21 protein-coding genes and 1 pseudogene are annotated in these 21248 nt (G+C 67.7%); 12 read left to right on the top strand and 10 right to left on the bottom strand.

The window, feature by feature from the left end:
• Positions 1–37: 37 nt before the first annotated feature.
• Positions 38–205: a YXWGXW repeat-containing protein gene (locus C693_RS23495; protein ID WP_017460435.1), complete on the top strand. Its 168-nt coding sequence runs from the start codon at positions 38–40 to the stop codon at positions 203–205.
• A 61-nt stretch (positions 206–266) separates the two neighbouring features.
• Here C693_RS23495 and C693_RS0101285 read toward each other — a convergent pair whose 3' ends face one another.
• Complete coding sequence (locus C693_RS0101285; RefSeq protein ID WP_017460436.1) at positions 267–818, bottom strand: hypothetical protein; 552 nt, start codon at positions 816–818, stop codon at positions 267–269.
• Positions 819–970: 152 nt separating this feature from the next.
• The gene (locus tag C693_RS0101290; protein ID WP_017460437.1) at positions 971–1477 is read right to left on the bottom strand and encodes a Spy/CpxP family protein refolding chaperone; all 507 of its coding nucleotides are present in this window, start codon (positions 1475–1477) and stop codon (positions 971–973) included.
• A 132-nt stretch (positions 1478–1609) separates the two neighbouring features.
• Between C693_RS0101290 and C693_RS0101295 the strand changes: the two genes are divergently transcribed.
• From C693_RS0101295 to C693_RS0101305, 3 genes are all read left to right on the top strand, one after another.
• On the top strand, positions 1610–2296 hold the full coding sequence (locus C693_RS0101295; protein WP_026107090.1) for a response regulator: 687 nt from the start codon (positions 1610–1612) through the stop codon (positions 2294–2296).
• Complete coding sequence (locus tag C693_RS0101300) at positions 2293–3672, top strand: sensor histidine kinase (protein ID WP_017460439.1); 1380 nt, start codon at positions 2293–2295, stop codon at positions 3670–3672. The genes C693_RS0101295 and C693_RS0101300 overlap by 4 nt, the downstream gene beginning before the upstream one ends.
• Before the next feature lie 92 nt (positions 3673–3764).
• Positions 3765–5042 carry an MFS transporter gene (locus tag C693_RS0101305; RefSeq protein WP_017460440.1) on the top strand — a complete coding sequence of 426 codons (1278 nt, stop codon included), beginning with the start codon at positions 3765–3767 and terminating at the stop codon, positions 5040–5042.
• Positions 5043–5938: 896 nt separating this feature from the next.
• Here C693_RS0101305 and C693_RS0101310 read toward each other — a convergent pair.
• A complete protein-coding gene (locus C693_RS0101310) occupies positions 5939–7195 on the bottom strand; it encodes an ectonucleotide pyrophosphatase/phosphodiesterase (protein WP_017460441.1) in 1257 nt (418 codons plus the stop codon).
• Positions 7196–7300: 105 nt separating this feature from the next.
• On the bottom strand, positions 7301–8554 hold the full coding sequence (locus tag C693_RS0101315) for an ectonucleotide pyrophosphatase/phosphodiesterase (protein WP_017460442.1): 1254 nt from the start codon (positions 8552–8554) through the stop codon (positions 7301–7303).
• Positions 8555–8614: 60 nt separating this feature from the next.
• Here C693_RS0101315 and C693_RS23500 point away from each other — a divergent pair, with 60 nt between their 5' ends.
• A complete protein-coding gene (locus C693_RS23500) occupies positions 8615–9037 on the top strand; it encodes a hypothetical protein (protein ID WP_157798526.1) in 423 nt (140 codons plus the stop codon).
• Positions 9038–9049: 12 nt separating this feature from the next.
• Here C693_RS23500 and C693_RS0101325 read toward each other — a convergent pair whose 3' ends face one another.
• The 5 genes from C693_RS0101325 to soxR form a co-directional block, all read right to left on the bottom strand.
• The gene (locus C693_RS0101325; protein ID WP_017460444.1) at positions 9050–9556 is read right to left on the bottom strand and encodes a methylated-DNA--[protein]-cysteine S-methyltransferase; all 507 of its coding nucleotides are present in this window, start codon (positions 9554–9556) and stop codon (positions 9050–9052) included.
• Positions 9553–11046 (bottom strand): DNA-3-methyladenine glycosylase 2 family protein, encoded by a 1494-nt coding sequence (locus C693_RS0101330; RefSeq protein WP_017460445.1) that lies wholly within the window; start codon positions 11044–11046, stop codon positions 9553–9555. Before C693_RS0101330 ends, C693_RS0101325 begins: the two co-directional genes overlap by 4 nt.
• Before the next feature lie 56 nt (positions 11047–11102).
• Positions 11103–11597 carry a YybH family protein gene (locus tag C693_RS0101335; protein WP_017460446.1) on the bottom strand — a complete coding sequence of 165 codons (495 nt, stop codon included), beginning with the start codon at positions 11595–11597 and terminating at the stop codon, positions 11103–11105.
• Between the two features lie 82 nt (positions 11598–11679).
• A complete protein-coding gene (locus C693_RS22435; protein ID WP_017460447.1) occupies positions 11680–12114 on the bottom strand; it encodes a barstar family protein in 435 nt (144 codons plus the stop codon).
• Between the two features lie 73 nt (positions 12115–12187).
• On the bottom strand, positions 12188–12646 hold the full coding sequence (gene soxR, locus C693_RS0101345; RefSeq protein WP_017460448.1) for a redox-sensitive transcriptional activator SoxR: 459 nt from the start codon (positions 12644–12646) through the stop codon (positions 12188–12190).
• Between the two features lie 93 nt (positions 12647–12739).
• Between soxR and C693_RS0101350 the strand changes: the two genes are divergently transcribed.
• The 6 genes from C693_RS0101350 to C693_RS23505 all read left to right on the top strand — a co-directional run bounded on the left by C693_RS0101350 (position 12740) and on the right by C693_RS23505 (position 18962).
• On the top strand, positions 12740–13111 hold the full coding sequence (locus tag C693_RS0101350; RefSeq protein WP_017460449.1) for a hypothetical protein: 372 nt from the start codon (positions 12740–12742) through the stop codon (positions 13109–13111).
• Between the two features lie 25 nt (positions 13112–13136).
• Entirely contained in the window at positions 13137–13799 is a 663-nt protein-coding gene (locus C693_RS0101355) for an HAD family hydrolase (protein WP_017460450.1), read from the top strand.
• A gap of 92 nt (positions 13800–13891) precedes the next feature.
• Positions 13892–14323 (top strand): DUF3429 domain-containing protein, encoded by a 432-nt coding sequence (locus C693_RS0101360; RefSeq protein ID WP_017460451.1) that lies wholly within the window; start codon positions 13892–13894, stop codon positions 14321–14323.
• A gap of 116 nt (positions 14324–14439) precedes the next feature.
• Positions 14440–15867, top strand: coding sequence for a S41 family peptidase (locus C693_RS0101365; protein ID WP_083868196.1), 1428 nt, complete (start codon positions 14440–14442; stop codon positions 15865–15867).
• 27 nt (positions 15868–15894) lie between these two features.
• On the top strand, positions 15895–17565 hold the full coding sequence (hutU, locus tag C693_RS0101370; protein WP_017460453.1) for a urocanate hydratase: 1671 nt from the start codon (positions 15895–15897) through the stop codon (positions 17563–17565).
• A 44-nt stretch (positions 17566–17609) separates the two neighbouring features.
• The gene (locus C693_RS23505; protein ID WP_157798527.1) at positions 17610–18962 is read left to right on the top strand and encodes a hypothetical protein; all 1353 of its coding nucleotides are present in this window, start codon (positions 17610–17612) and stop codon (positions 18960–18962) included.
• A gap of 245 nt (positions 18963–19207) precedes the next feature.
• Here C693_RS23505 and C693_RS23510 read toward each other — a convergent pair whose 3' ends face one another.
• A complete protein-coding gene (locus tag C693_RS23510) occupies positions 19208–19657 on the bottom strand; it encodes a hypothetical protein (protein WP_157798528.1) in 450 nt (149 codons plus the stop codon).
• 596 nt (positions 19658–20253) lie between these two features.
• Between C693_RS23510 and C693_RS22845 the strand changes: the two are divergent.
• Positions 20254–21167: pseudogene (locus tag C693_RS22845) on the top strand (IS3 family transposase); the annotation flags it as partial.
• Positions 21168–21248 lie beyond the last annotated feature (81 nt).

Consider the following 21248-nt stretch of genomic DNA (forward strand, 5'->3'; position numbering starts at 1 on the left):
GCGTTCCTGTCAGCACCATCCACGCCGGGAGTGCGCCATGCGCCGATTCGCATCACGTCTGTTGATCTCCACCGCCTTGCTGGGCGCCAGCGCGCTGTTGGCCGGTTGCATCGTGGTGCCGGCCCGCGGTCATGCGCGCGTGTGGATACCGGGCTACTGGGCCGCGCCGCATGTATGGGTCGCCGGCCACTGGCGCGTTCGCTGAGCGCTCAGCGTGACCAGTGCAGTCCGGCCAGCGCGGCGTGCAGTGCCTTCCATGCCTGGGCCTAGCTGAAGGGCGGCGTGCGCGGCGGGGCGTAGACCTCCGGTCGGGTGCCGTATACCAGCAGGTCGATCGCCACGCAGCGGTCGTTGCGCACTGCACGGTAACCCTCCACCTGCAGGTAGTGGCTCATCGCCGCGTCGCCGGCGCGAAAGCGCTGGAAGGACACGCCGCCGAGCGCCTGGCTGGCGATCGATCCGGGTTCGGCGCTGGCCGGCGTGTCCTCGCAGTGCGCCAGTGCGTCGGCATCGCCTCTCTCGCTGATGCGCAGCTCGGCGGCGGTGATCCGGTCCGATCCTTTCAGCATCAGCGCGGCCAGCGGGTGACCTTGCCCTTTGCCGCCGGCGAAGGCCTGCCATGCCGCGGCATCCAGATAGCTGCGATCGAAATCGCGGCGCAGCGTCATGTCGGCCGGGATGGCGATCGACAGTCCCAGCGGCGGGGCGGTGAACACGTGGGGCGTCGGTGTGTGCGCAGCGGACGACGCATCGGTCGGTTCGCCGTGGCATCCGGCGAGCAGGGCAAGGCTGGCGGTGATCAGGCAGAGGCGTTTCATGGGCGACTCCCGGGTTTGCCGGGATGGTCCGGTGCCCTGCATGAAGGGCGCGCTTGCGCCTTGTCTTCGCGCCGTGGAGGCCCCGTGAGCGGAACGAAAAAGGGCGCCAGCCTGCGCTGGCGCCCGGTCTTTTGCGGAGGGGGCCGAGGGGCTTACTGGGCCGGACTGGCCGACGGCACCGGATGGCTCTGGCGGAACTCCTTCCACTGCTCGCGGCGCGCCTCGCGCTGGCTGCGCATGGTCGCCAGCTGGGCCTTCTGCTGCGCCGTCAGCACCGCGTAGATCTGCGCCTTCACCCTGGCGCGCTGCTCGATGCGGGTCTGGGTCGCCTGGCCTTCCGCCTGCGCCAGGCGGGCCGCGGCGGCCTGGTAGCCAACCTGGTCCGGGGTCATCTGCTCGAACGCCGCGCGTTGGGTACGCAGCGCCTGCCACTGCCCCTTGTTCTGCTCGCGGCTGGCCTGGGTGATCTGCTTGATGCTGGCCTTCTGCGCGTCGGTGAGGTTGAGCTTGGCGAAGGCCTCGTGCATGCCGTGGTGGCCGCGATGGCCATGGTCGCCGAAGCGGTGCCCGCCATCATGGTTGCCACCGGCGGCGAAGGCCGCGCCGGTGATCGTCAGGGCCGAAGCGAGGATGAGGCCGAGGGTGGTCGTCTTGCGCATGGGTAACACCTCTTGCGTGGGTGGAGGACTTGCGATCATTGGACGACACCCCCGCGTGTATGTTCTTTGCGCGTAGGTAAAGATGCGTAAAGCCCGTGGCGTCCGCGCCGCGGCCCCACTGAAATGGCCGCCATGCAACGGATCCTGATCGCCGACGACGACCGTGCCCTGACCGGGCTGCTGGCCGAGTACCTGCAACGCGAGGGTTTTGCCGTGGACGTGGTGCACGACGGCGAGGCCGCGCTGGCGCGCCTGCGCGACGGTGCGCAGCGCCCGGACCTGCTGATCCTCGACGTGATGATGCCCGGCCGCGACGGCCTGGAGACGCTGCGCGAACTGCGCATGCAACAGCGGCTGCCGGTGATCATGCTGTCCGCGCGCGGCGAGCCGGTGGACCGGGTGATCGGGCTCGAACTGGGAGCGGACGACTACCTGTCCAAGCCCTGCCTGCCGCGCGAGCTGCTCGCCCGCGTGCGCGCGCAGCTGCGCCGGCAGACGCCGGAGGCGGCGGCGAACGTGCAGGTCGGCCACCTGCGCCTGCAGCCGGGCGACCGCCAGGCCTTTGTCGACGCGCAGGAGCTGACGCTGACCGGTGCCGAGTTTTCGCTGCTGCTGGCGTTGGCGCAGCGCGCGGGCGAGTTGGTGGACAAGGCCACGCTCACCCGGCTCGCGCTCGGGCGCGAGCTGGAACGTTTCGACCGCAGCATCGACGTGCACATCAGCCGCCTGCGGCACAAGCTGGCCGAGGCGTCCGCCGATGCGCCGCGGATCGAGTCGGTGCGCGGTTCCGGCTACCTGCTGCTGGCGGGTGGCGCATGAACCCGTTGCGCAGCTCGCTCTACCGGCGCCTGCTGATCGGCTTCTGCCTGGCCAACCTGGTGGTGCTGTTCGTCGGCGGTTCGCTGGCGCAGCGTTTCATCGAGTACAGCACGGCCGTGGAGATCGACTGGTCGGCGCTGGCCCGGGATGCCAGCCACGCCTACGACACCGGCGGCGGCCGCGGGCTGGTCGAGTGGTCGCACGAGCAGCGCCGGGAGGGGATCGAGGCGACGCTGTTCGAGGACGGCCGCCCGCTGACGCCGTTCCGTGCGGGGCCGACCATGCTGCGCGACCTTCCCACCTGGCTCGCTGCCGGGCACGACGTGCTGGTGCAGCCGCGTCCGGGGCTTTACCTGGCCGTGCAGCCGGTACAGGGTGCCGACGGCCGGACGCGCCAGCTGGTGGCCCTCAGTCGCACCCACACCCGGCTGCACCAGCACACCCGGCAGACCATCCTGCTCGCCGTGCAGGCCGCGCTCTCGCTGTTGCTGATCGGCGTGATCGGCTGGTGGATCGCGCGCAGCGTGGCGCGCCCGGTGGCGGCGCTGCGTGCGGCGACCCGGCGCATGGCGGCCGGCGAGCTGTCCACCCGCGTGCGATGGAAGGACGGTCGCGGCCGCGACGAGCTGGCGCAGCTGGCCGGCGATTTCGACGCGATGGCCGAGCGCATCGAGGCGCTGGTCGCGCACGACCGCGGGGTGCTGCAGGACCTCTCCCACGAACTGCGCTCGCCGCTGGCGCGGCTGCAGCTGCTGCTGGATTTCGCGCGGCGCAGTCGCGATCCCGACGAGGCCGCCGGCTACTTCGCCCGCGCCGAACAGGAGATCGAGCGGCTGGACCGCATGACCGGCGAGATGCTCGCGCTGTCGCGGCTGGAAGGCGGCCTGCCGGGCGACCGGCGCGAGCCGGTGGATCTGTCGGAGCTGGTGCGGCATGCCGTAGGGCAGGCGGCACTGGAGGCCTCCACGCGCGGGATGGCATTGACCTGCGATGCGACCGGATCGGTGTGGGTCGATGGCAGCGTGCAGTTGCTCGAACGGGCGATCGACAACCTGCTCGGCAATGCCCTGAAGTTCAGTGGCGAGGGTGGCGCGGTCGAGCTGCATGTGCGCACCGTCGGCAGCGAGGCGGAGTTCAGCGTCCGCGACCACGGGCCGGGTGTACCCGCAGCGGAGCTGGCGTCGCTGTTCCGTCCGTTCTTCCGCGGCAGCAATGCGGGGCGTGCCGAAGGGCAGGGGCTGGGCCTGGGCATCGTGCAGCGCGTGGCCCGTGTGCACGGTGGGCGGGTGGTTGCGCGCAACGCCGAGGGCGGTGGACTGGAAGTCTGCCTGCATCTGCCGCTGGCCCAGGCGGATGCCAGCACCGGCCCTGGTTGACCGATGGCCGGAGCGTCCCGCGTGGGACGGCGTTGTCGATAGTCCGGATCAGGCAGCGTAAGCTGCGCGCTTTCCGATCCTCCCCCAAGGTCATGCCCCCGTCATCTGCCGCCGCCCCCGCCCCCGCGGACGCTTCGCACGAGGCCATCCGCCACGGCACCGCGGCCTTCCGGCGCACCAACCTGGCCTTGTTCGCCGCCGGCTTCGCCACCTTCGGCCTGCTGTACTGCGTGCAGCCGCTGATGCCCGAGTTCAGCCGCGACTACGGGGTCAGCGCGGCGACCAGCGCGCTATCGCTGTCGCTGAGCACTGGCGTGCTGGCGTTCGCCATGCTGTTCATGGGCGGGGTGTCCGACGCGGTGGGGCGCAAGTCGGTGATGGTCGCTTCGCTGCTGTCCTCCGCGCTGCTGGTGCTGGCCAGCACGATGGTGCAGCAGTGGCCGCTGCTGCTTGCGCTGCGCATGCTGCTCGGCTTCACCCTGAGCGGGGTGCCGGTGGTGGCGATGACCTACCTTGCCGAGGAGGTGCACCACGACTCGATCGGCCTGGGCATGGGCCTGTACATCAGTGGCAACGCGATCGGCGGCATGAGCGGACGGCTGATCGCCGGCGTGCTGACCGACCACTTCGGCTGGCGCGTGGGCATGGGCACGGTGGGCGCGGTAGGCCTGGTGGCCTGCCTGCTGTTCTGGCGCAGCCTGCCACCGTCGCGGCATTTCATCGCGCGGCCGTTCCACCTGCGCAGCCTGCTCGGCCGCTTCGCCGGCCTGTTCCGCGACCCCGGCCTGCCGTGGCTGTTCGCCGAGGGTTTCCTGCTGCTCGGCGCCTTCGTCACCGTCTACAACTACCTGGGCTATCGCCTGCTGGCCGCGCCGTACCACCTCAGCCAGACCGCGGTCGGCCTGGTCTTCGGCATCTACCTGATCGGCACCTTCAGCTCCACCTGGATGGGCCACCTGGCCGGCCGGCTGGGCCGGCGCAAGGTGCTGTGGAGCGCGTTCGCGCTGATGCTGGCCGGCGTGGCGCTAACCGCCGCCGCGCCGCTGCCGCTGATCCTGCTCGGCATCGTGGCGATCACCTTCGGCTTCTTCGGTGGCCACTCCATCGTCAGCAGCTGGGTCGGCCGTCGCGCCGGCACGGCCAAGGCGCAGGGCTCGAGCGTGTACCTGTTCTCGTACTACATGGGCTCGAGCATCGCCGGCGCCAGTGGCGGGCTGTTCTACGCCGCGCACGGCTGGAACGGCGTGGTCGGTTTCGTCGGCGCGCTGGTGCTGGCCGGCCTGCTGGTGGCGTGGCGGCTGTATCGCCTGCCGCCACTGGTCAACGTAGCGACGCTGCCGCAGCCGACCAGTCGCGGGGCGATGCCGTGAGGGGGCTTTTTGTCGGCTCGGCCGTCGCAGTTGAGGGGTGAGAGTGTCGCGCGCCAAGCGTTGCCGCACGCCCCACCGCCGTCATTCCCGCGAAGAGCTTTTCAACAGCCGCAGGCTGGTCAAGCGGGAGGTGCGTTTCAATGGCGGAAGCCGGCCATCCAGTGTCTTTCCGCAGTTCTCGTTGTGCGCAGCATCAGAGCGAAGAGCGGTTTCGTCCTCCTGCGGAGGCCGAGTCACTTTTCTCTGTTTGGCCAGAGAAAAGTAACCAAAAGAGAGGCCACCCCGCTTCCGCGCCTCCCGGGCCGTTGGCCCGGGAGGTCCGCGTCCGGGCTGCGGGGTTTGTCGACAGTCCATCCATGGACTGACGCCAAACTGGCCGGCATCCATGCCGGCCACCCTACGGGCTGATCCTCCGCCCGGCCGCCGCTGCAGAGGGGAGGGAAGGTCAAAAGCAGCGCGCCCAGGCTCGGCGATCGCTTACGCGATCACCATCGCCTGTGCTTTGGCTTTGGCTTTGGCTTTTGCTTTTGCTTTTGCTTTTGAGCGCCCCCTCCCTTGTGAGGCGGTGAGGCGCGGACGACAGGCCCGCAGGGGCATCGGCAGGGACGCCGATGCCTTTTCGTCAGGGCAGGAAGCCCTGTCGAAAAGCCCGGCCGCGGCTCACGGACTTGCCGGGCTCAGCCCGGCAAGCGCCGAGGAGGGTCGCCTTCTCTTTGGTTACTTTCTCTTGGCGATCCAAGAGAAAGTGACTCGGGCGCCGAAGGCGCACGAAAGCCCTGCTTTTCCTGCGCGCCGAGCCGCTTTGAGCTGCGGCAGCGTGGCACTCAGACAACCGTGCGGATGCCCTAAACGGTCACCCGATCAAGCTCAAGCTATCCCGGTAACGCGGACAACCCTCACCGCGCCGCCGGCACCAGCATCTCCTCCACCTGCCGGTAATCGCCGTCGTTGCGCTCGGGCACGATGTGCAGCAGGTGGGTCATCAGCGGATAGACGTCCACGTTCGGGAACTCCGGCACCACCACGTGTTGGCGGAAGTCCGGGCCGTGCGCCAGGAACAGCGCGCGCATCGCCGGGTCGTCGTTGTCGAAGCCATGCTCGCCCCAGATCGGCTTGCCGTGGTGGAGCATGCTGCGGGTGTTGCTGGTGATCAGCCAGCCGGTCTGCGCCAGGCAGAACAGCGGGGGCACCCGTGCGTTGTGGCCGTAATGCAGGTGGGCCGGGATGTCCGATTTCTTCCAGCACTGCATGTGCGGGTGCGGGCGCAGCAGTGCGTTCGCCACCTCGGCCTCGTGGCCGGGCGCCGGGATGATCCCGGAGATCGCGCCGGTGGACACCACCGTGGCGTGCCCCGGCACGATCAGGTCGTCGAGGAAGATGCGCTGGTCCGGCGGCGTCTGTGCCATGCCGTGGTCGGCCACCACGATCAGGTCGATGCGGTCGTACAGGCCGCGCTGCTTCAGCCCGGCCACCAGCCGCGCCAGCGCGGCATCCACCTGGCCGATGGCCGCATTGGTCTGCGGCGCATCCGGTCCGTAGTAGTGCCCGGCGGTATCCACTGCCTCGAAGTACAGCGTGAGCAGCTGCGGGCGCTGTGCGGCCGGCAGATCCAGCCAGGACAGCACCTTGTCCACGCGCGCGTCGTACGGCATGTCGCCGTCGTACGGCAGCCAGTGGTCCGGGCGCACGCCATGGATGGCCGCCTCCGAGCCGGGCCAGAACAGTGTGGCGGCGCGCAGGCCCTGCTTCTGCGCGGTCACCCAGATCGGCTCGGCCTCGTTCCACCAGCGTGCGTCGCCCACCGCCTTGCGGTTGCCCAGGCTGAAGCGACCCAGCGCGGGATCGAACATCGAGTTGTCGACGATGCCGTGGTCATCCGGGTAGCGCCCGGTTACCAGGGTGTAGTGGTTGGGGAACGTGAGCGACGGAAACGACGGCCGCATCGCCCTCGCGCGCACGCCCTCGTCCGCCAGCGTGGACAGCGTGGGCGAAAGGCCGCGATCCAGGTAATCGGCGCGGAAGCCGTCGAGCGAAACCAGCAGCAGCGTCGCGGGCTTCGCGTCATGCGACCGGGCGTGGCGGGTGGCCGGGGTAGCGCAGCCTGCCAGGAGGGCGAGGGCGGCGCAGCTGAAGTAGCGGAGGATCGTATGCATTCGGGGCGACGGATGGATGGGGACCGTTGATGATGCGCACTTGTCCTGCGCATGCCATGGCCCGATCGGCCTATGGCATCTGCCTGCGGCGGTCCGGCAGTGCGCTCAGCGCGCCGCCGGTACCAGCATGTCTTCGACCTGTCGGTAATCGCCATCGTTCGGCTGCGCCGGCAGCCCGAGCAGGTGCGCCATCAGCGGATACACGTCCACGTTCGGGAACGCGCCATGCACCACGCCGCGCTCGAACGCCGGCCCATGCGCCACGAACAGCGCGCCCATGCGTGGATCGGCGTTGTCGTAGCCGTGCTCGCCGCGGGTCCGGGTCTGCGGGTGGCGGCGCATGTAGCGTTCGGTGGAGATCGTCCAGCCGGTGTCCGCCAGACACAGCAGTTGCGGCACGCGCGGGTTGTGGCCATAGGCGAGCCGGGCCGGTACGCGCGACTTGTCCCAGCACTGCATGTGCGCGTGCGGCCGTTCCATGCGGGCCTCGATCGCGGCGAAGTCGGCGCCCGGCTTCGGGTCGATGCCGGCCAGCACGCCGGCGGTGACCAGCTTCACCTGGTCCAGCGGCAGCAGCCCGTCCAGCGTGATCACGTGGCCCGTCGGCACCGTGGCCATGCCGTGGTCGGACACCACGATGATGTTCATGCGCTCGAGCAGGCCGCGCCGGCGCAGCCCGGCGACCAGCCGGCCCAGCGCCTCGTCGGTGTCGCGCAGGGCCTGGTCCACCTGCGGCGAATCCGGACCGTAGTCGTGGCCGGCATGGTCCACCGCGTCGAAATACAGGGTGAGGAAGCCCGGCCGCTGATCGCCCGGCAGGTCGAGCCAGGCCAGCACCTGGTCCACCCGCTGGTCGGCGGTGACGTCGCCGTCGTAGGGGCGCCAGTGATCCGGATGCATGCCCTGGATGTCGGCCTCGGTGCCGGGCCAGAACATCGTCGCGGTCTTCAGCCCGTGGCGGTCGGCCGTGATCCACAGCGGCGTCGCCTCGTCCCACCATCGCCCGTCGCTCACCGCCTTGCGATCGCCCAGGTCGAAATGGCCCAGCTGCGGATCGTCCATCGTGTTGTGCACGATGCCGTGGCGGTCCGGGCGCAGGCCGGTGACCAGGGTGTAGTGGTTCGGAAAGGTCAGCGAGGGGAACGAGGGCTGCATGCTGCGGGCGCGCACGCCGTCGCGGGCCAGCGCGGCCAGGTTCGGACTGAAGTCGCGGTCGATGTAGTCGTGGCGATAGCCGTCGATCGAGATCAGCAGCAGCGGCGCGGGGCGATGGTCTGCGGCATCCCGTGCCGGGGTCCCTGCGCAGGCCGCGATGAACGGCAGCAGCGCCAGGGCGAGTAAACGAAACAGGAATTTCATGCGTTGAAACCTAGGATCCACATCCATGACAACGCGCCATGATCGCGCACAGGTGTGACAATGACACGTTCCCGCCCGCTCTCCCCCGTGCTTGCCACCATGGCCGTGGCCCTGCTTGCCGCTGGCGTCGCGCAGGCCCAGTCCACCGTGCCGGCCCCGCGCCCGGTGCCGATCCAGCCGACCGGCTCGCAGCAGCGCTTCCGCGAGGCGGTGCAGCAGAGCCAGGTGCGCGACCAGTTGCAGAAGGCCCAGGTCGAGCACCAGCTGACCCAGCGCACGCTGGAGAGCACGCGGCACAAGCCGGGCAGCACCACCTCGAACGACAAGCAGGTCGACAACGCCAAGCAGGCGCAGGACCAGCTCTACAACGCCCAGCAGCGCGCCCGCGTGCAGCGCTACAGCGACGCCCTGATGGCGCAGCCGGTGCCGCAGCCCGCACCCCGGCCAGTGGCCGCCGAAAAGGACACCACCACCGGCCACTGAGCCGGAGTAGTTTCAGCCGAACAGGTCGCCGCGCGCCACGCGCGCTTCCAGCGCCAGCAGCCAGCGCTTGTTCGGCAGGCCGCCGCCGAAGCCGGTGAGGTTGCCGTTGGCGCCGATCACCCGGTGGCAGGGCACCACGATCGGCAGCGGATTGGCGCCGTTCGCCGCACCCACCGCCCGCGCCGCGCCGGGGTCGCCCACGCGCCGTGCCAGCTCGCCATAGCTGATCGTCTCGCCGTACGGGATCTGCGACAGCTCGCGCCACACTGCGAGCTGGAACGGCGTGCCCCGCGGGTTCAGTGGCAGCTCGAATGTCGTGCGCGTGCCGGCGAAATATTCCTCCAGCGCCTCGCGTGCGAAGGCCAGCGCTTCCGGATCGTGCACCCATCCGGCAGGCACCGGGCCGTGGCCGCGCCGTCCTTCGAAATGGATGCCGCGCAGGCCGTGCGCATCGGCGCTGAGCCGCAGCACGCCGCAGGGCGAGGGCAGGTCGACGTAGCGGATCGTCGTATCGTTCATCGGGACGGTTTCGTCTTCGGCGCAACGGCCACGCTGCGCCACAGGTGCATCACCGCATAGGCGCGCCAGGGCCGCCATGCCTCGGCGCGCTGCTCCATCGCCCGCGTGCTCAACGCGTCGCCACCGGGGGCGGCCGCGCGGCGCAGGATCAGGTCCGCCGCGGGGAACGCGTCGGGGTGACTCAAACCGCGCATCGCCATGTAGTGCGCGGTCCATGCGCCAATGCCGGGCAGCGCCACCCAGCGTTCCGCGAACGCATCCAGCGGCTGTTCCGGGCGGAAGTCGATGCGGCCGTCCAGCAGCGCCTGCGCCACGCCGCGGATCGTCGCCGCGCGCGCCGTGGTGATGCCGAGCGCACCGAGGTCCGCCTCGACCAGCTGCGCGGCATCGGGAAACAGTTTCGCCAGCCCCGGTGGGGCGCCGGCCACCGGCGTGCCGAAGCGCTCGACCACCCGCGCTGCCAGCGTGCGCGCGGCGGCCACGCTGACCTGCTGTCCCAGGATCGCGCGCACTGCGATCTCGAAGCCGTCCCAGCCGCCGGGCAGGCGCTGTCCCGGGTGCTTCCTCACCAGCGGGCCGAGCACGGCGTCGCGGCGGAACGCGGCAGCGATCGTCTGCGGCGCGGCGTCCAGGTCGAACATGCGGCGCAGCCGCGTCACCACCGCCAGCAGTTCGCCCGGCGGCACGCCGTGCACCTCCAGCCGCAGCGCATGCTCGTCGCGTGCACCGACGCTCACCCGCAGCCACGACGGCGCGGCCGGGTCGCCGAACACGCGGCTGTAGCTGGCTTCGTCCACCGCCTCCACGCCGGGCAGCGCGCGGCCGCGCAGGAACGCCAGCAGCGCGGCGAAGTCGTACGGCGGGCGGTAGCCGAGCTTCAGCACCAGCGGCGCGCCGGCCGGTGCGCGCGGCAGCCGGCGCAGCTCGCGCGGGGCGATCCGGTTCGCCTGCGCGAACGCCGCGTTGAAGCGACGCAGGCTGCCGAAGCCCGCGGCCATCGCCACCTCGGTCACCGGCATCGCGGTCTCGGTCAGCAGTTGCTTGGCGAACAGCAGGCGGCGCGTGGTGTGCACGCGGATCGGCGGCACGCCGACGTGCTCGACGAACAGTCGCCGCAGCTGCCGCGCGCCCAGGTCCAGCCGCGCCGCCAGCGTGTCCACCGAGCCGTGCTCCAGTTCGCCGTGCTCGATCAGCGTGAGTGCGCGCGCCACCGCGTGCTCACCGCGCTGCCAGACATCGTTGCCCGGCGCCAGCTCCGGCCGGCAGCGCAGGCAGGGCCGGAAGCCGTCCGCCTCGGCCGCGGCAGCGCTGGCGTAGTAGCGCACGTTCGCCGCCTTCGGCGACGGCGCCGGGCACACCGGGCGGCAGTAGATGCGCGTACTGGTGACGGCGGTGAAGAACAGGCCGTCGAAGCGCGCGTCGCGGCTCAGTCGCGCCTGTTCGCAGGTGCGCGTGTCCAGCGGTCGCGGGAGCAGGGTGGAGGTGTCCATGCCGGCAGGCTAGCACCGCGTCCGCGATGGAACTCGCCGTTTTCGGACATCAATGCTCAACGTGCTTCGGGGCAGGGTGCATCGCGGTGTTGGTCGAACGCGGCGAGTGCCGCGGCGTCGGCCGGGCGCCCTTCGTCGCCGCCGTCGAACTGCACCCGCCACGCGCCGTCGCGACCGCGACGCCACGTGGTCGCGAAGCGACCGATCACGGTGTGCGTCCGGCCATCCGTGCCGGTGGTCGTCATCCGGTACGGTCCGCTCGACAGCGCCAGCCGCCCGTCCGCACTCGTCACCACGTGCGCCGGGTACCAGTCCAGCTGCAGCGCCTTGCCGTCGATGACCGCCTTCCACGCCGGCAGGATCGCGGCTGGCCCGCGCAGCGGGTGTTCGCCGTTCGCGTCGAACACTGCATCGGCGGCGAGGAATCGCCGGAACGCCGCCGCATCGTGCTCGCGCACGCTGCGCGCGAACGCCTGTTCGCGCTGCCATACCTGGCAGGTCGGTGACGGCATCGCCGTCGAAGTCATCAGCAGGGCAGCGAGCAGGATCATCGTCGGCGCTCCGGGGCGTGGTTGCGGCGGAGCATCCGATCGGCTCCCCGGCCTCCGCCAGTGCCGCTCGTCCCGGGTGGCCTCAGGCGTCGATCGCCGCGTCGCGGGTCTCGTTGTCCGGGAATTCCATGAACACGAAGAACGGCACGCCGCGGGCATGCCAGGCGCGCGCCATCTCCTCCAGTGCGCGGCGGCTCGCGGCATAGGCCTCCGGTGCCGCACGGCAGAACGTCACCGCGTGGTCGAACAGCAACACGCGACCGGCACCGCCGTCGGCCCGCAGCGCCGCATCGAGCTGCGCCCACGAGCCGGCGGCCGCGGGCGGCAGGCCGGCCTGCGCCGCAATGCGCTCCAGCGCGGTGGCCTCGTTGCCGCAGTCCGCCAGGTCGATGCGCGCCAGCTGGAGCCCCGCGCGCTGCGCGTCGCCCACCAGCGTGACCGGATCGTCCGGGTCCACCCGGTACACCCCGTCGCGTCCGGCATCGTGCAGGTCGATGCCCAGCACCCTGGTCGTCATGGCGATCTCCCTCGGCTGGTGGCCCGGCGATCATGCCTCCGCGTGCGGCCGGCCGCCAAGCCGCGGCGCAGCGCTACAGCGCGTCCGCGTCGAGCAGGCGCGGGCCGCTGCCGTCCTCGCTGAGCCGGTCGTGCGCATTGCGCAGCGGGCACTTCTTCAACGACAGGCAGCCGCAGCCGATGCAGCCGGTGAGTTCGTCGCGCAGTTGCACGAGCCGCGCGATGCGCTCGTCCAGCTCGGCGCGCCAGTGGCTGGACAACAGCTTCCAGTCCGCCACGGTCGGCGTGCGCTCGTCGGGCAATTCGGCCAGTGCGGCGGCGATCGAGGCCAGCGGCAGCCCGGTGCGGTTCGCCACCCGGATCACCGCCAGCCGCCGCAGCACGTCGCGCCGGTAGCGCCGCTGGTTGCCGGCGTTGCGCCAGCTGCGGATCAGGCCCTTGGTCTCGTAGAAGTGGATCGCCGACACGCTGAGCCCGCTGCGCGCCGCGACCTGGCCCACGCTCAGCGCCGGGACATCGGATACCTTGCCCATGCTTGACCTCAAGTTAAGTTGAGGTCTTACCGTGCCCGATGCCGCGCGTGCCGACAAGCCGCGCGCTTCCCGTTCCCCATCGAGGCACGATCCATGACCACGCAAGTCGCTTCCGCTCCGCTGCCCACGCTGATGCAGCGCCTCGCTTCCGCCTTCCGTCCGATGCACGCGCGCGGCGCGCTGTTCGCCGGCCCCGCACATCCGCCAGCCGGGCCGGGCGCCGCCGCGCCGCGCACTACCGCACCGCAGCTCGATCGCTTCGTCGCCCGACTGCGCGAGCTGCTCGCCGCCACCGATGAAACCGCCCGCCAGCGCCTCGAGCGCGAAGTGCTGGAACTGGCCGCGCCGCTGCAGGCCGCCGGCGTGTTCGACCTGCTGCGCATCGCGCATGCACCGGTCGCCGCGATGATCGCCGACCACCTCGCCGCGAGCGCCGGAGAGCCACGCCGCGCTGCGTTAGGATGAGCGCTTTCCCGCCACGGTACGTGCCATGTCGTCCGCCGCCGCATCGCCCTCCCTGCCGCCTTCGCCCGATCGCGCCGGCAGCCGGGTCGACACCGTGGTGTTCGACCTCGGCGGCGTGCTGGTGGACTGGGATCCGCGCTACTTGTACCGCTCGCTGTTCGACGACGAGACGGCGATGGAGCGCTTCCTTGCCGAGGTGTGCACGCCGGCCTGGAACCTCGCGCAGGACGCCGGCCGGCCGTGGGCCGAGGCGGTGGCCGGCCTCAGCGCGGAATATCCCGACTATGCCGAGCAGATCGCCGCCTACCGCGCGCGCTGGCTGGAAACCCTGCGCGGCCCGATCCAGCCCACCGTGGACCTGCTCGCCCGGCTGCGCGACGAAGGCGTGCGGCTGTACGCGCTCACCAACTGGTCGCAGGAAACCTTTCCGCTGGCGCGCGAGCGCTTCGACTTTCTCGGCTGGTTCGAGGGCATCGTGGTGTCGGGCGAAGAGAAACTCATCAAGCCCGATCCGGAGATCTACCACCGGCTGATCCGGCGCTACGCGATCGATCCGGCGCGCACCCTCTACATCGACGACTCGCTGAGGAACGTCGCCGCCGCCGAAGCGCTCGGCATGCACGGCTGGCACTTCCAGGGCGCGGACGGCCTGCGCGCACGGATGCAGGTGCTGGGTCTGCCGGCCTAGGCCTAGTCGCACGCGACTGCCCTTGGGGCGGAGCGCGCCATCGGCGATCATGGCGCGCGGGGCCGGCGCGGTGCCGGCCGGGAGAGTCCTGCATGGTCGATGCATCCGATAAATCCCTGCCGCGTGGCATGCTGGCGCTGGGCTGGAGCGGCGTGCTGCCGTTCGCCGGCGCGCTGATCGCCGCGTTCGCCTGGCCGGCGTGGAGCGGCTTCGCCGCGGCGGTGTTCGTGTCCTACGGCGCGGTGATCCTCAGTTTCCTGGGCGGTGCCCGCTGGGGCCGCGGCCTGGCCGGCGGCGTGGCGCCCACGCGCTTCGTCGAGGCGGTGATGCCCAGCCTGATCGCCTTCGCCGCGCTGTTGCTGCTGCACACCCCGCCCGCCGCGCTGGCGCTGCTCGCCGCCGGCTTCGCGATCTGGCTCGCCATCGACCTGCGCGACCCGCTGTGGCCGGCGGCCTACCGCCGCATGCGGCTGGGCATCAGCGTGGTGGTGCTGGCGCTGCACGCGGGCTGGCTGCTGGTGTAGCCCGCGCCCCGGCGCGCCGCAACGACTTGCGGATCGACGCGGGGCATCCCGGTGCTTCTGGCGCCGGCGGCCGCGCCGTCGTACTTTCGACGCTTCGCCGATGTCGAGGGAACGCCATGGCTCGCTGGATGCTCAGGGCAGGGTTGCTCGCAGTGCTGTTGGTCGGGGCCGGCGCCGGTCACGCGCAGTCCTCCCCGACCTGGATCGTCACCGGCTCCGATCGCATGCACTACACGGTGCAGGGCATCGGCGACCCGCGCGATGCGCAGGGTGCGCGGGTCACCCTGCGCGGCGTCGATCCGTTGCCCGGCCGGTTCGGCGCGTCGGGCCTCGCGCTCGATGCGGTGCCCTACCGTGGCCACCGGCTCACGCTCACGGCGGACCTGTCTACCCGCGACGCGACCCGGGGCGCTGTGATCTGGCTGCGCGTGGACGGTGCGCGCCCCTCGGAGGCGTTCGCCAACTCGCAGTTGCAGCCGGTGTTCGGCACGACCGCGGCGGCGCATCGCGAAGTGCGGGTGGACGTGCCGGCGGACGCCGAGAAGATCTTCCTCGGCACCGGGTTGACCGGCGCAGGCGAGGTCAGCACCACCGACCTGCGACTCACTGCCCACGCATTGCCCGCCGTGTCGATCACCCCGGTCAGCCTGCTGGATGCGGCCGTCGCCATCGTGCGCGGGCACGCCCTGCACGCCGCGCAGGTGGACTGGCCGACGCTGCTGCCTAAGCTGCATGCCATGGTGCCGGCCAAGGGCCCGCCGGCTGCGGCGTATCCGGCCATCCACGCGCTGCTGGGCGCGCTGGGCGATCACCACAGCCACATGGTGCCGCCGACGGTGGCGCAGCGGCTCGACCACGGCGGTTTCGAATCCTTTCCGCCGAAGGTGGAGGCGATGCCCGGCGGGGTCGGCTACATCGCCATGCCCAGTTACAGCGGATTGCAGGCGGCGGCCCGCCGCGCGTTCGTCAACACGATGATCGCCGACATCACCCGCGTGCAGGCAAACGCGTCGTGCGGCTGGGTGGTGGACCTGCGCCGCGATACCGGCGGCAGCATGCTGCCGATGCTGGCCGGCCTGCGTCCGCTGCTGGGCGAGGGCGTGATCGCCGGCTTCCGCAATGCACAGGGGCGGGCGTACCCGATCCACGCCGCCAGCCCGCTCGATCCGGATCTGCCCAGGGGCCCTGCGCTGGAGCACGCCCGTGTCGCGGTGCTGCTCGGCCCTCACACCGCCAGCTCCGGCGAGGTGGTGGCGGTGGCCTTCCGCGGCCGGCCGGACACGCGCTCGTTCGGCCAGCCCACCGCCGGCCTGACCACCGGCAACACCGGCTACCACCTGCCGGATGGCAGCGAGATCTTTCTCACCACCACGGTGGACATCGACCGCACCGGCCACGCCTACGGCGACCGCCTGCCGCCCGACCAGCTGGTGCCGGACGATCCCGCCGCGAAGGGCGACGCCACGCTCGACGCCGCGCGCCAGTGGCTCACCGGCGCCTGCGGTGCACCTGCACAACGGGTCGCCGGCAGCCCGAACCTATAATCGGCGCTTGCCTTACCGGAGCCTGCCATGAACGCCCCCACCCGCATCGACACCACCCGCACCATCCGCGCGCCGCGCGGCACCGAGCTGAGCTGCAAGAGCTGGCTCACCGAGGCGCCGTTCCGCATGCTGCAGAACAACCTCGACCCCGAGGTGGCCGAGAACCCGGCCGAGCTGGTGGTGTACGGCGGCATCGGCCGCGCCGCGCGCAACTGGGAGTGCTTCGACGCCATCCTGCGCGCGCTGCGCGACCTCAACGACGACGAGACCCTGCTGGTGCAGTCCGGCAAGCCGGTCGGCGTGTTCCCCACCCACAAGGACGCGCCGCGCGTACTCATCGCCAACTCCAACCTGGTGCCGCACTGGGCCACCTGGGAGCACTTCAACGAGCTCGATAAGAAGGGCCTGATGATGTACGGCCAGATGACGGCCGGCAGCTGGATCTACATCGGCTCGCAGGGCATCGTGCAGGGCACCTACGAAACCTTCGTCGAGATGGGCCGCCAGCACTACGCCGGCAACCTCAAGGGCAAGTGGATCCTCACCGCGGGCCTGGGCGGCATGGGCGGCGCGCAGCCGCTGGCCGCCACCCTGGCCGGCGCCTGCAGCCTCAACATCGAGTGCCAGCAGAAGAGCATCGACTTCCGCCTGAAGACCCGCTACGTCGACGAGCAGGCCAGCGACCTCGACGACGCGCTGGCACGCATCGCCAAGTACACGGCTGCGGGCGAGGCCAAATCCATCGCGCTGCTGGGCAACGCCGCCGACGTGCTGCCCGAGCTGGTCAAGCGCGGCGTGCGCCCCGATGCCGTTACCGACCAGACCAGCGCGCACGACCCGGTCAACGGCTACCTGCCGCAGGGCTGGACGGTGGAGCAGTGGTTCGAGCGCCGCAAGAGCGACCCGGCCGGTACCGCCAAGGCCGCCAAGCAGTCGATGAAGGTGCACGTGGAGGCCATGCTCGCCTTCCACGCTAAAGGAGTCCCCACCTTCGACTACGGCAACAACATCCGCCAGATGGCCAAGGACGAAGGCTGCACCAACGCCTTTGCGTTCCCCGGTTTCGTGCCCGCCTTCGTACGCCCGCTGTTCTGCCGCGGCATCGGCCCGTTCCGCTGGGTGGCGCTCTCCGGCGACCCGGAAGACATCTACAAGACCGACCAGAAAGTGAAGGAGCTGATCCCCGACGACGCCCACCTGCACAACTGGCTGGACATGGCCAAGGAGCGCATCAGCTTCCAGGGCCTGCCGGCGCGCATCTGCTGGGTGGGGCTGGGGTTGCGCCACAAGCTCGGGCTGGCGTTCAACGAGATGGTGCGCAACGGGGAGCTGAAGGCGCCGGTGGTGATCGGGCGCGATCATCTGGATTCCGGGTCGGTGGCGTCACCGAACCGGGAGACGGAGGCGATGAAGGATGGCTCGGATGCGGTGTCGGATTGGCCGCTGCTCAATGCGATGTTGAATGTGGCCGGTGGGGCGACGTGGGTGTCGCTGCATCACGGCGGCGGGGTGGGGATGGGGTATTCGCAGCACTCGGGGGTGGTGATTGTTTGTGATGGGTCGGCCGAGGCGGACAAGCGGATTGGGCGGGTGTTGTGGAATGATCCGGCCACGGGGGTTATGCGGCATGCGGATGCGGGGTATGACATCGCGGTGGAGTGTGCGCGAGAGCAAGGGTTGAAGCTGCCGATGGTTTGAGATCAGGCGGCCTTCCAGCCGACTTGAGAATTATGGAGACTTCTATGCCCAGTATTACAGATGACTACATTTGTGCGTTGTCAAAATGGATTGCTGGGCCGTGCTCCATTGATATTCGCTTCGTTGCCGAAAGAACAGGCGAGGCAGGTATTTTTCAAGTCCTTTTTGTTCAAATCCACTTTTATCCACTTTCGTCAGGAAATGAAGAGGCCTTCAATTTTGAAAGTCGGTTCGAAAATTTTATCTTCGGACAGCAAATACTAACGAATGTCGGATTAGAAAATTCGATATCAGTGCTACAGGGCGCTGCTGCTGGAGAGGTTGTTGTGTATGACAAGAGGCTCCGACTCAGTGATGTGTCGATTGGATTTCCTGAATGGATCGAAACGCCGAATGAATGGTTTAATAGCCTCGGCTTTAGAATAAAAACATCTACCAGTCATAACGATGCATTACTAAAATGTTCGCGACACCAATACCAGGATGAAGCGCTTCGGCGAGCGACGCCGCCGTTCGATGGGCTTAAGGACCTATGTGGTTGGCTAAATTTTTCCAGCCTCCTTGACTTACCAGTACCAGGGACGATCGAGATACGTGCAGAGGCACCGGTCGATCTTGTATTTGCGGAATGTACTGTGGCAAATGGTTCGGTGACCTTAAAGCTTTTATCTCACGCGAATCTCGATGTTTCAGATATCGGATTGGCCGTTCGTGGAGTACCTTCGCCGGGGGTGACGGGGCGCCGACAGCTTGGGGGAGACGTTCAGTGGGATTCTCCTGTCGATCACACTAGGACCGGAAGTGTTTCAGTTGAAATATCGGGCATCGATTCGGTGCTAGTGATGCTGTCTCTAGGAGACGCGTATGTCCGAAGGCAGTGGTTCACCGATTCGATTCGGTCCCGAAATGTTCGCCTTCTTTCAACACGGTACTTTGATCACGACCTGAAGATGGTCCAGAGATATCTTTTGGACGAGGTGAACCAGGACAAGTTCGAGTTGGCAGTCGCAGCCCTTGCGCATTTGAGTGGCTACTCTGCCATGGTTCAGCTGGAAAAGGATTCGCCTGATCTCATATTAATAACACCCGCGGGGCAGGTTTTAATTGTCGAGTGCACTATTCGGACTGCCGACGTACCAGCAAAAGTGGGCAAGTTAGTGGATCGCCGCGAGGCATTAAGAAGAGCCTTATCGACCGATGGCCGAGAAGCCTCAGTGGTTGCCGTCCTCGCTTGCCAGCTTGGCCATAATCAAATTGCAGCTACGCAGAGCGAGCTTGCGGCGAAGGGCGTAATTCTAGCTTCTAAAGAGGAATTGAATTGGCAGCTGAATACGCTCAACGCGCCTGTAAATCCTGATGCTCAATACGCGAGACTAGTGCAAATGTTGGAGGGTTAGGTAAAAACGGGGGTCAGGTTCGACTTTCGAAGCAAAACGGGGCCAGCTCAGGTTCACTTATTCCCTGTGCCGAAGTCGTACCAGGCCAGCCTTTTCGACATGTTCTTCTAGGCAACTCGGAGCAAAAACAAGGGTCACCATTTCGCCGCCGGGGAAGGACAGCTACGTGCCTGCTGACCCCGGCGGCGAAATGGTGACCCCTATTTTGGGCTTCGGTCACAAAAAGGGTACCTTTCTCCTCCCATTTACGACCCGTCGGAGCCAAACGATTTTCCCGATTTTTTTACATTGATCGTCTCGTCGCAATCAGGTGCAATGGCGCCAAAATTTGCACGAAACATGTCGGCAAACACGGCTTCCTCGTTGGGAAATTCGGAGTCTATTGGCCTTCCAAAGGAAAGTTGAAGTAGCCTCAATCCTTTCACTTTATCAGGATACGTTTTACGTATCCATGCCTCAGCTTTTTGAAAATCCTTGTATGCTGGATCCTCGACAGCGTCCCACATATTCGTGTGAGTCATCTTCGGCTCTTTGATAACCACGACATAATTTATTTTACAGTATTCCTCTTTGCCGTATACAATCCCAAAAAAAGGTCCCTGGGCGAGAAATTGCGCAATTCTCCATACTTGCGATGATGCCGGGGCTGAAGCGACAGACAATAGAATTGCAATCAAAGCATTTCTAATATTCACGGCACGCTCCTTTCCACGGGAAGGTGGTTTCACGATAAGTATTGAGTTAGATCAATTTTATCTATTCACGAATTGAACTGATCGATAGGGTTAAGTCAACTGATTAAATCGTTCAACTATTTAGCTCGCCACCAAACTCAGTGATGCACGCGACGACTCCGGGTAGCATTTAATAGTCTCGCGTTACCCCGCACTCCCGGTTAATAGAAAGCACCCCATCATTGATTCAGTGTCGATTTTGCCAACCTCCCCAGAATGTTGGCCGCGCCTGGCGGCCATACGGATTTATCGAAATGGCGGGATCGAGTGAGGTATGTCAATTACGCCGAAAGTTCTTGCGCGTCAAGTGGCTGGGCCAGTAACGCAAAAAGCAAAGGTCCCATGCACTGATCATGGAGGACATGGGGTCAGGTCTAGCTTTGTAGCACTTGATTGGGCAAAACGGGGTCAGGTTCACTTATCGGGTGTCAAGAAGCGAAATCTCCCCGTTCCGCCGGCCTTCGAAGGGCTCCGCGGTTGACACTGTCGACTCCCCGTAATCTTGGTCCAGACATAACTGGAGGTCTCCGGGCAAACTAGCCCCAAGGAGACCAAAGATGCGCAAGAGCAAGTTCACCGAGAGCCAGATCGTCGCGACGCTGAAGCAGGTCGAGGGTGGTCGGCAGGTCAAGGATGTATGCCGGGAGCTCGGCATATCGGAAGCGACGTACTACGTGTGGAAGTCCAAATACGGCGGCATGGAGGCGTCGGACGTGCAGCGGCTGCGCGACATCGAGGCCGAGCACGCCAAGCTCAAGCGGATGTACGCCGAGCTGGCGATGGAGAACCACGCGCTGAAGGATCTGATCGCAAAAAAGTTGTAGACCCGGCGCACAAACGCCCGCTGCTTGCCTGGCTGATGAGTCAGCACGGCTGGAGCGAGCGCCGGGCTTGTTCGGCGATGGGTCTGTCCCGGTCAACGGCGCGTTACCGGCGCCGGCCGGACCGGGATGAGGAAGTGATCGCGCTGCTCGCCGAACTGGCTGAGCGGTTTCCTGAGCGCGGCTTCGGCAAGCTGTTCCAGCTGATCCGCCGCCGCGGCCGGGTGTGGAACCACAAGAGGGTGTGGCGTGTGTATTGCCTGATGCAGCTCAACCGTCGCCGTCGCGGCAAGAAACGTGTGCCAAACCGGCATCCCATGCCCCTGGTGTCTGGCGAGCAGATCAACAACAGCTGGTCGATCGACTTCATGTCCGATGCCTTGTGGGACGGGCGCCGCTTTCGCACTTTCAACGTGATCGATGACTTCAGCCGTGAGGCGCTGGCGATCGAGGTCGACCTGAACCTGCCGGCTGCTCGCGTGATTCGTACACTCGAGCGCATCGCCGCATGGCGTGGTTATCCGGCCAAGCTTCGCTTGGACAACGGCCCCGAGTTTATTGCGCTGGCGCTGGCCGAATGGGCCGAGCGTAAAGGCATCGTCCTGGACTTCATCGAGCCAGGCCGACCGATGCAGAACGGTTTGATGCAAAATGGGGTCACCATTTCGCCGCCGGGGTCAATAGGCACGTAGTTGCCCGCCCCCGGCGTTGCCGAAGAGTAAGTGCCCGTC

Source organism: Dyella ginsengisoli LA-4 (assembly GCF_000334915.1).
Lineage (GTDB): Bacteria > Pseudomonadota > Gammaproteobacteria > Xanthomonadales > Rhodanobacteraceae > Dyella_A > Dyella_A ginsengisoli_A.

What these genes read in the sequence shown, in the direction of transcription:
- C693_RS23495 (WP_017460435.1), top strand. Translation starts at nt 38, where the DNA reads ATGCGCCGATTCGCATCACGTCTGTTGATCTCCACCGCCTTGCTGGGC.
- C693_RS0101285 (WP_017460436.1), bottom strand. Translation starts at nt 818, where the DNA reads ATGAAACGCCTCTGCCTGATCACCGCCAGCCTTGCCCTGCTCGCCGGA.
- C693_RS0101290 (WP_017460437.1), bottom strand. Translation starts at nt 1,477, where the DNA reads ATGCGCAAGACGACCACCCTCGGCCTCATCCTCGCTTCGGCCCTGACG.
- C693_RS0101295 (WP_026107090.1), top strand. Translation starts at nt 1,610, where the DNA reads ATGCAACGGATCCTGATCGCCGACGACGACCGTGCCCTGACCGGGCTG.
- C693_RS0101300 (WP_017460439.1), top strand. Translation starts at nt 2,293, where the DNA reads ATGAACCCGTTGCGCAGCTCGCTCTACCGGCGCCTGCTGATCGGCTTC.
- C693_RS0101305 (WP_017460440.1), top strand. Translation starts at nt 3,765, where the DNA reads ATGCCCCCGTCATCTGCCGCCGCCCCCGCCCCCGCGGACGCTTCGCAC.
- C693_RS0101310 (WP_017460441.1), bottom strand. Translation starts at nt 7,195, where the DNA reads ATGCATACGATCCTCCGCTACTTCAGCTGCGCCGCCCTCGCCCTCCTG.
- C693_RS0101315 (WP_017460442.1), bottom strand. Translation starts at nt 8,554, where the DNA reads ATGAAATTCCTGTTTCGTTTACTCGCCCTGGCGCTGCTGCCGTTCATC.
- C693_RS23500 (WP_157798526.1), top strand. Translation starts at nt 8,615, where the DNA reads ATGACACGTTCCCGCCCGCTCTCCCCCGTGCTTGCCACCATGGCCGTG.
- C693_RS0101325 (WP_017460444.1), bottom strand. Translation starts at nt 9,556, where the DNA reads ATGAACGATACGACGATCCGCTACGTCGACCTGCCCTCGCCCTGCGGC.
- C693_RS0101330 (WP_017460445.1), bottom strand. Translation starts at nt 11,046, where the DNA reads ATGGACACCTCCACCCTGCTCCCGCGACCGCTGGACACGCGCACCTGC.
- C693_RS0101335 (WP_017460446.1), bottom strand. Translation starts at nt 11,597, where the DNA reads ATGATCCTGCTCGCTGCCCTGCTGATGACTTCGACGGCGATGCCGTCA.
- C693_RS22435 (WP_017460447.1), bottom strand. Translation starts at nt 12,114, where the DNA reads ATGACGACCAGGGTGCTGGGCATCGACCTGCACGATGCCGGACGCGAC.
- soxR (WP_017460448.1), bottom strand. Translation starts at nt 12,646, where the DNA reads ATGGGCAAGGTATCCGATGTCCCGGCGCTGAGCGTGGGCCAGGTCGCG.
- C693_RS0101350 (WP_017460449.1), top strand. Translation starts at nt 12,740, where the DNA reads ATGACCACGCAAGTCGCTTCCGCTCCGCTGCCCACGCTGATGCAGCGC.
- C693_RS0101355 (WP_017460450.1), top strand. Translation starts at nt 13,137, where the DNA reads ATGTCGTCCGCCGCCGCATCGCCCTCCCTGCCGCCTTCGCCCGATCGC.
- C693_RS0101360 (WP_017460451.1), top strand. Translation starts at nt 13,892, where the DNA reads ATGGTCGATGCATCCGATAAATCCCTGCCGCGTGGCATGCTGGCGCTG.
- C693_RS0101365 (WP_083868196.1), top strand. Translation starts at nt 14,440, where the DNA reads ATGGCTCGCTGGATGCTCAGGGCAGGGTTGCTCGCAGTGCTGTTGGTC.
- hutU (WP_017460453.1), top strand. Translation starts at nt 15,895, where the DNA reads ATGAACGCCCCCACCCGCATCGACACCACCCGCACCATCCGCGCGCCG.
- C693_RS23505 (WP_157798527.1), top strand. Translation starts at nt 17,610, where the DNA reads ATGCCCAGTATTACAGATGACTACATTTGTGCGTTGTCAAAATGGATT.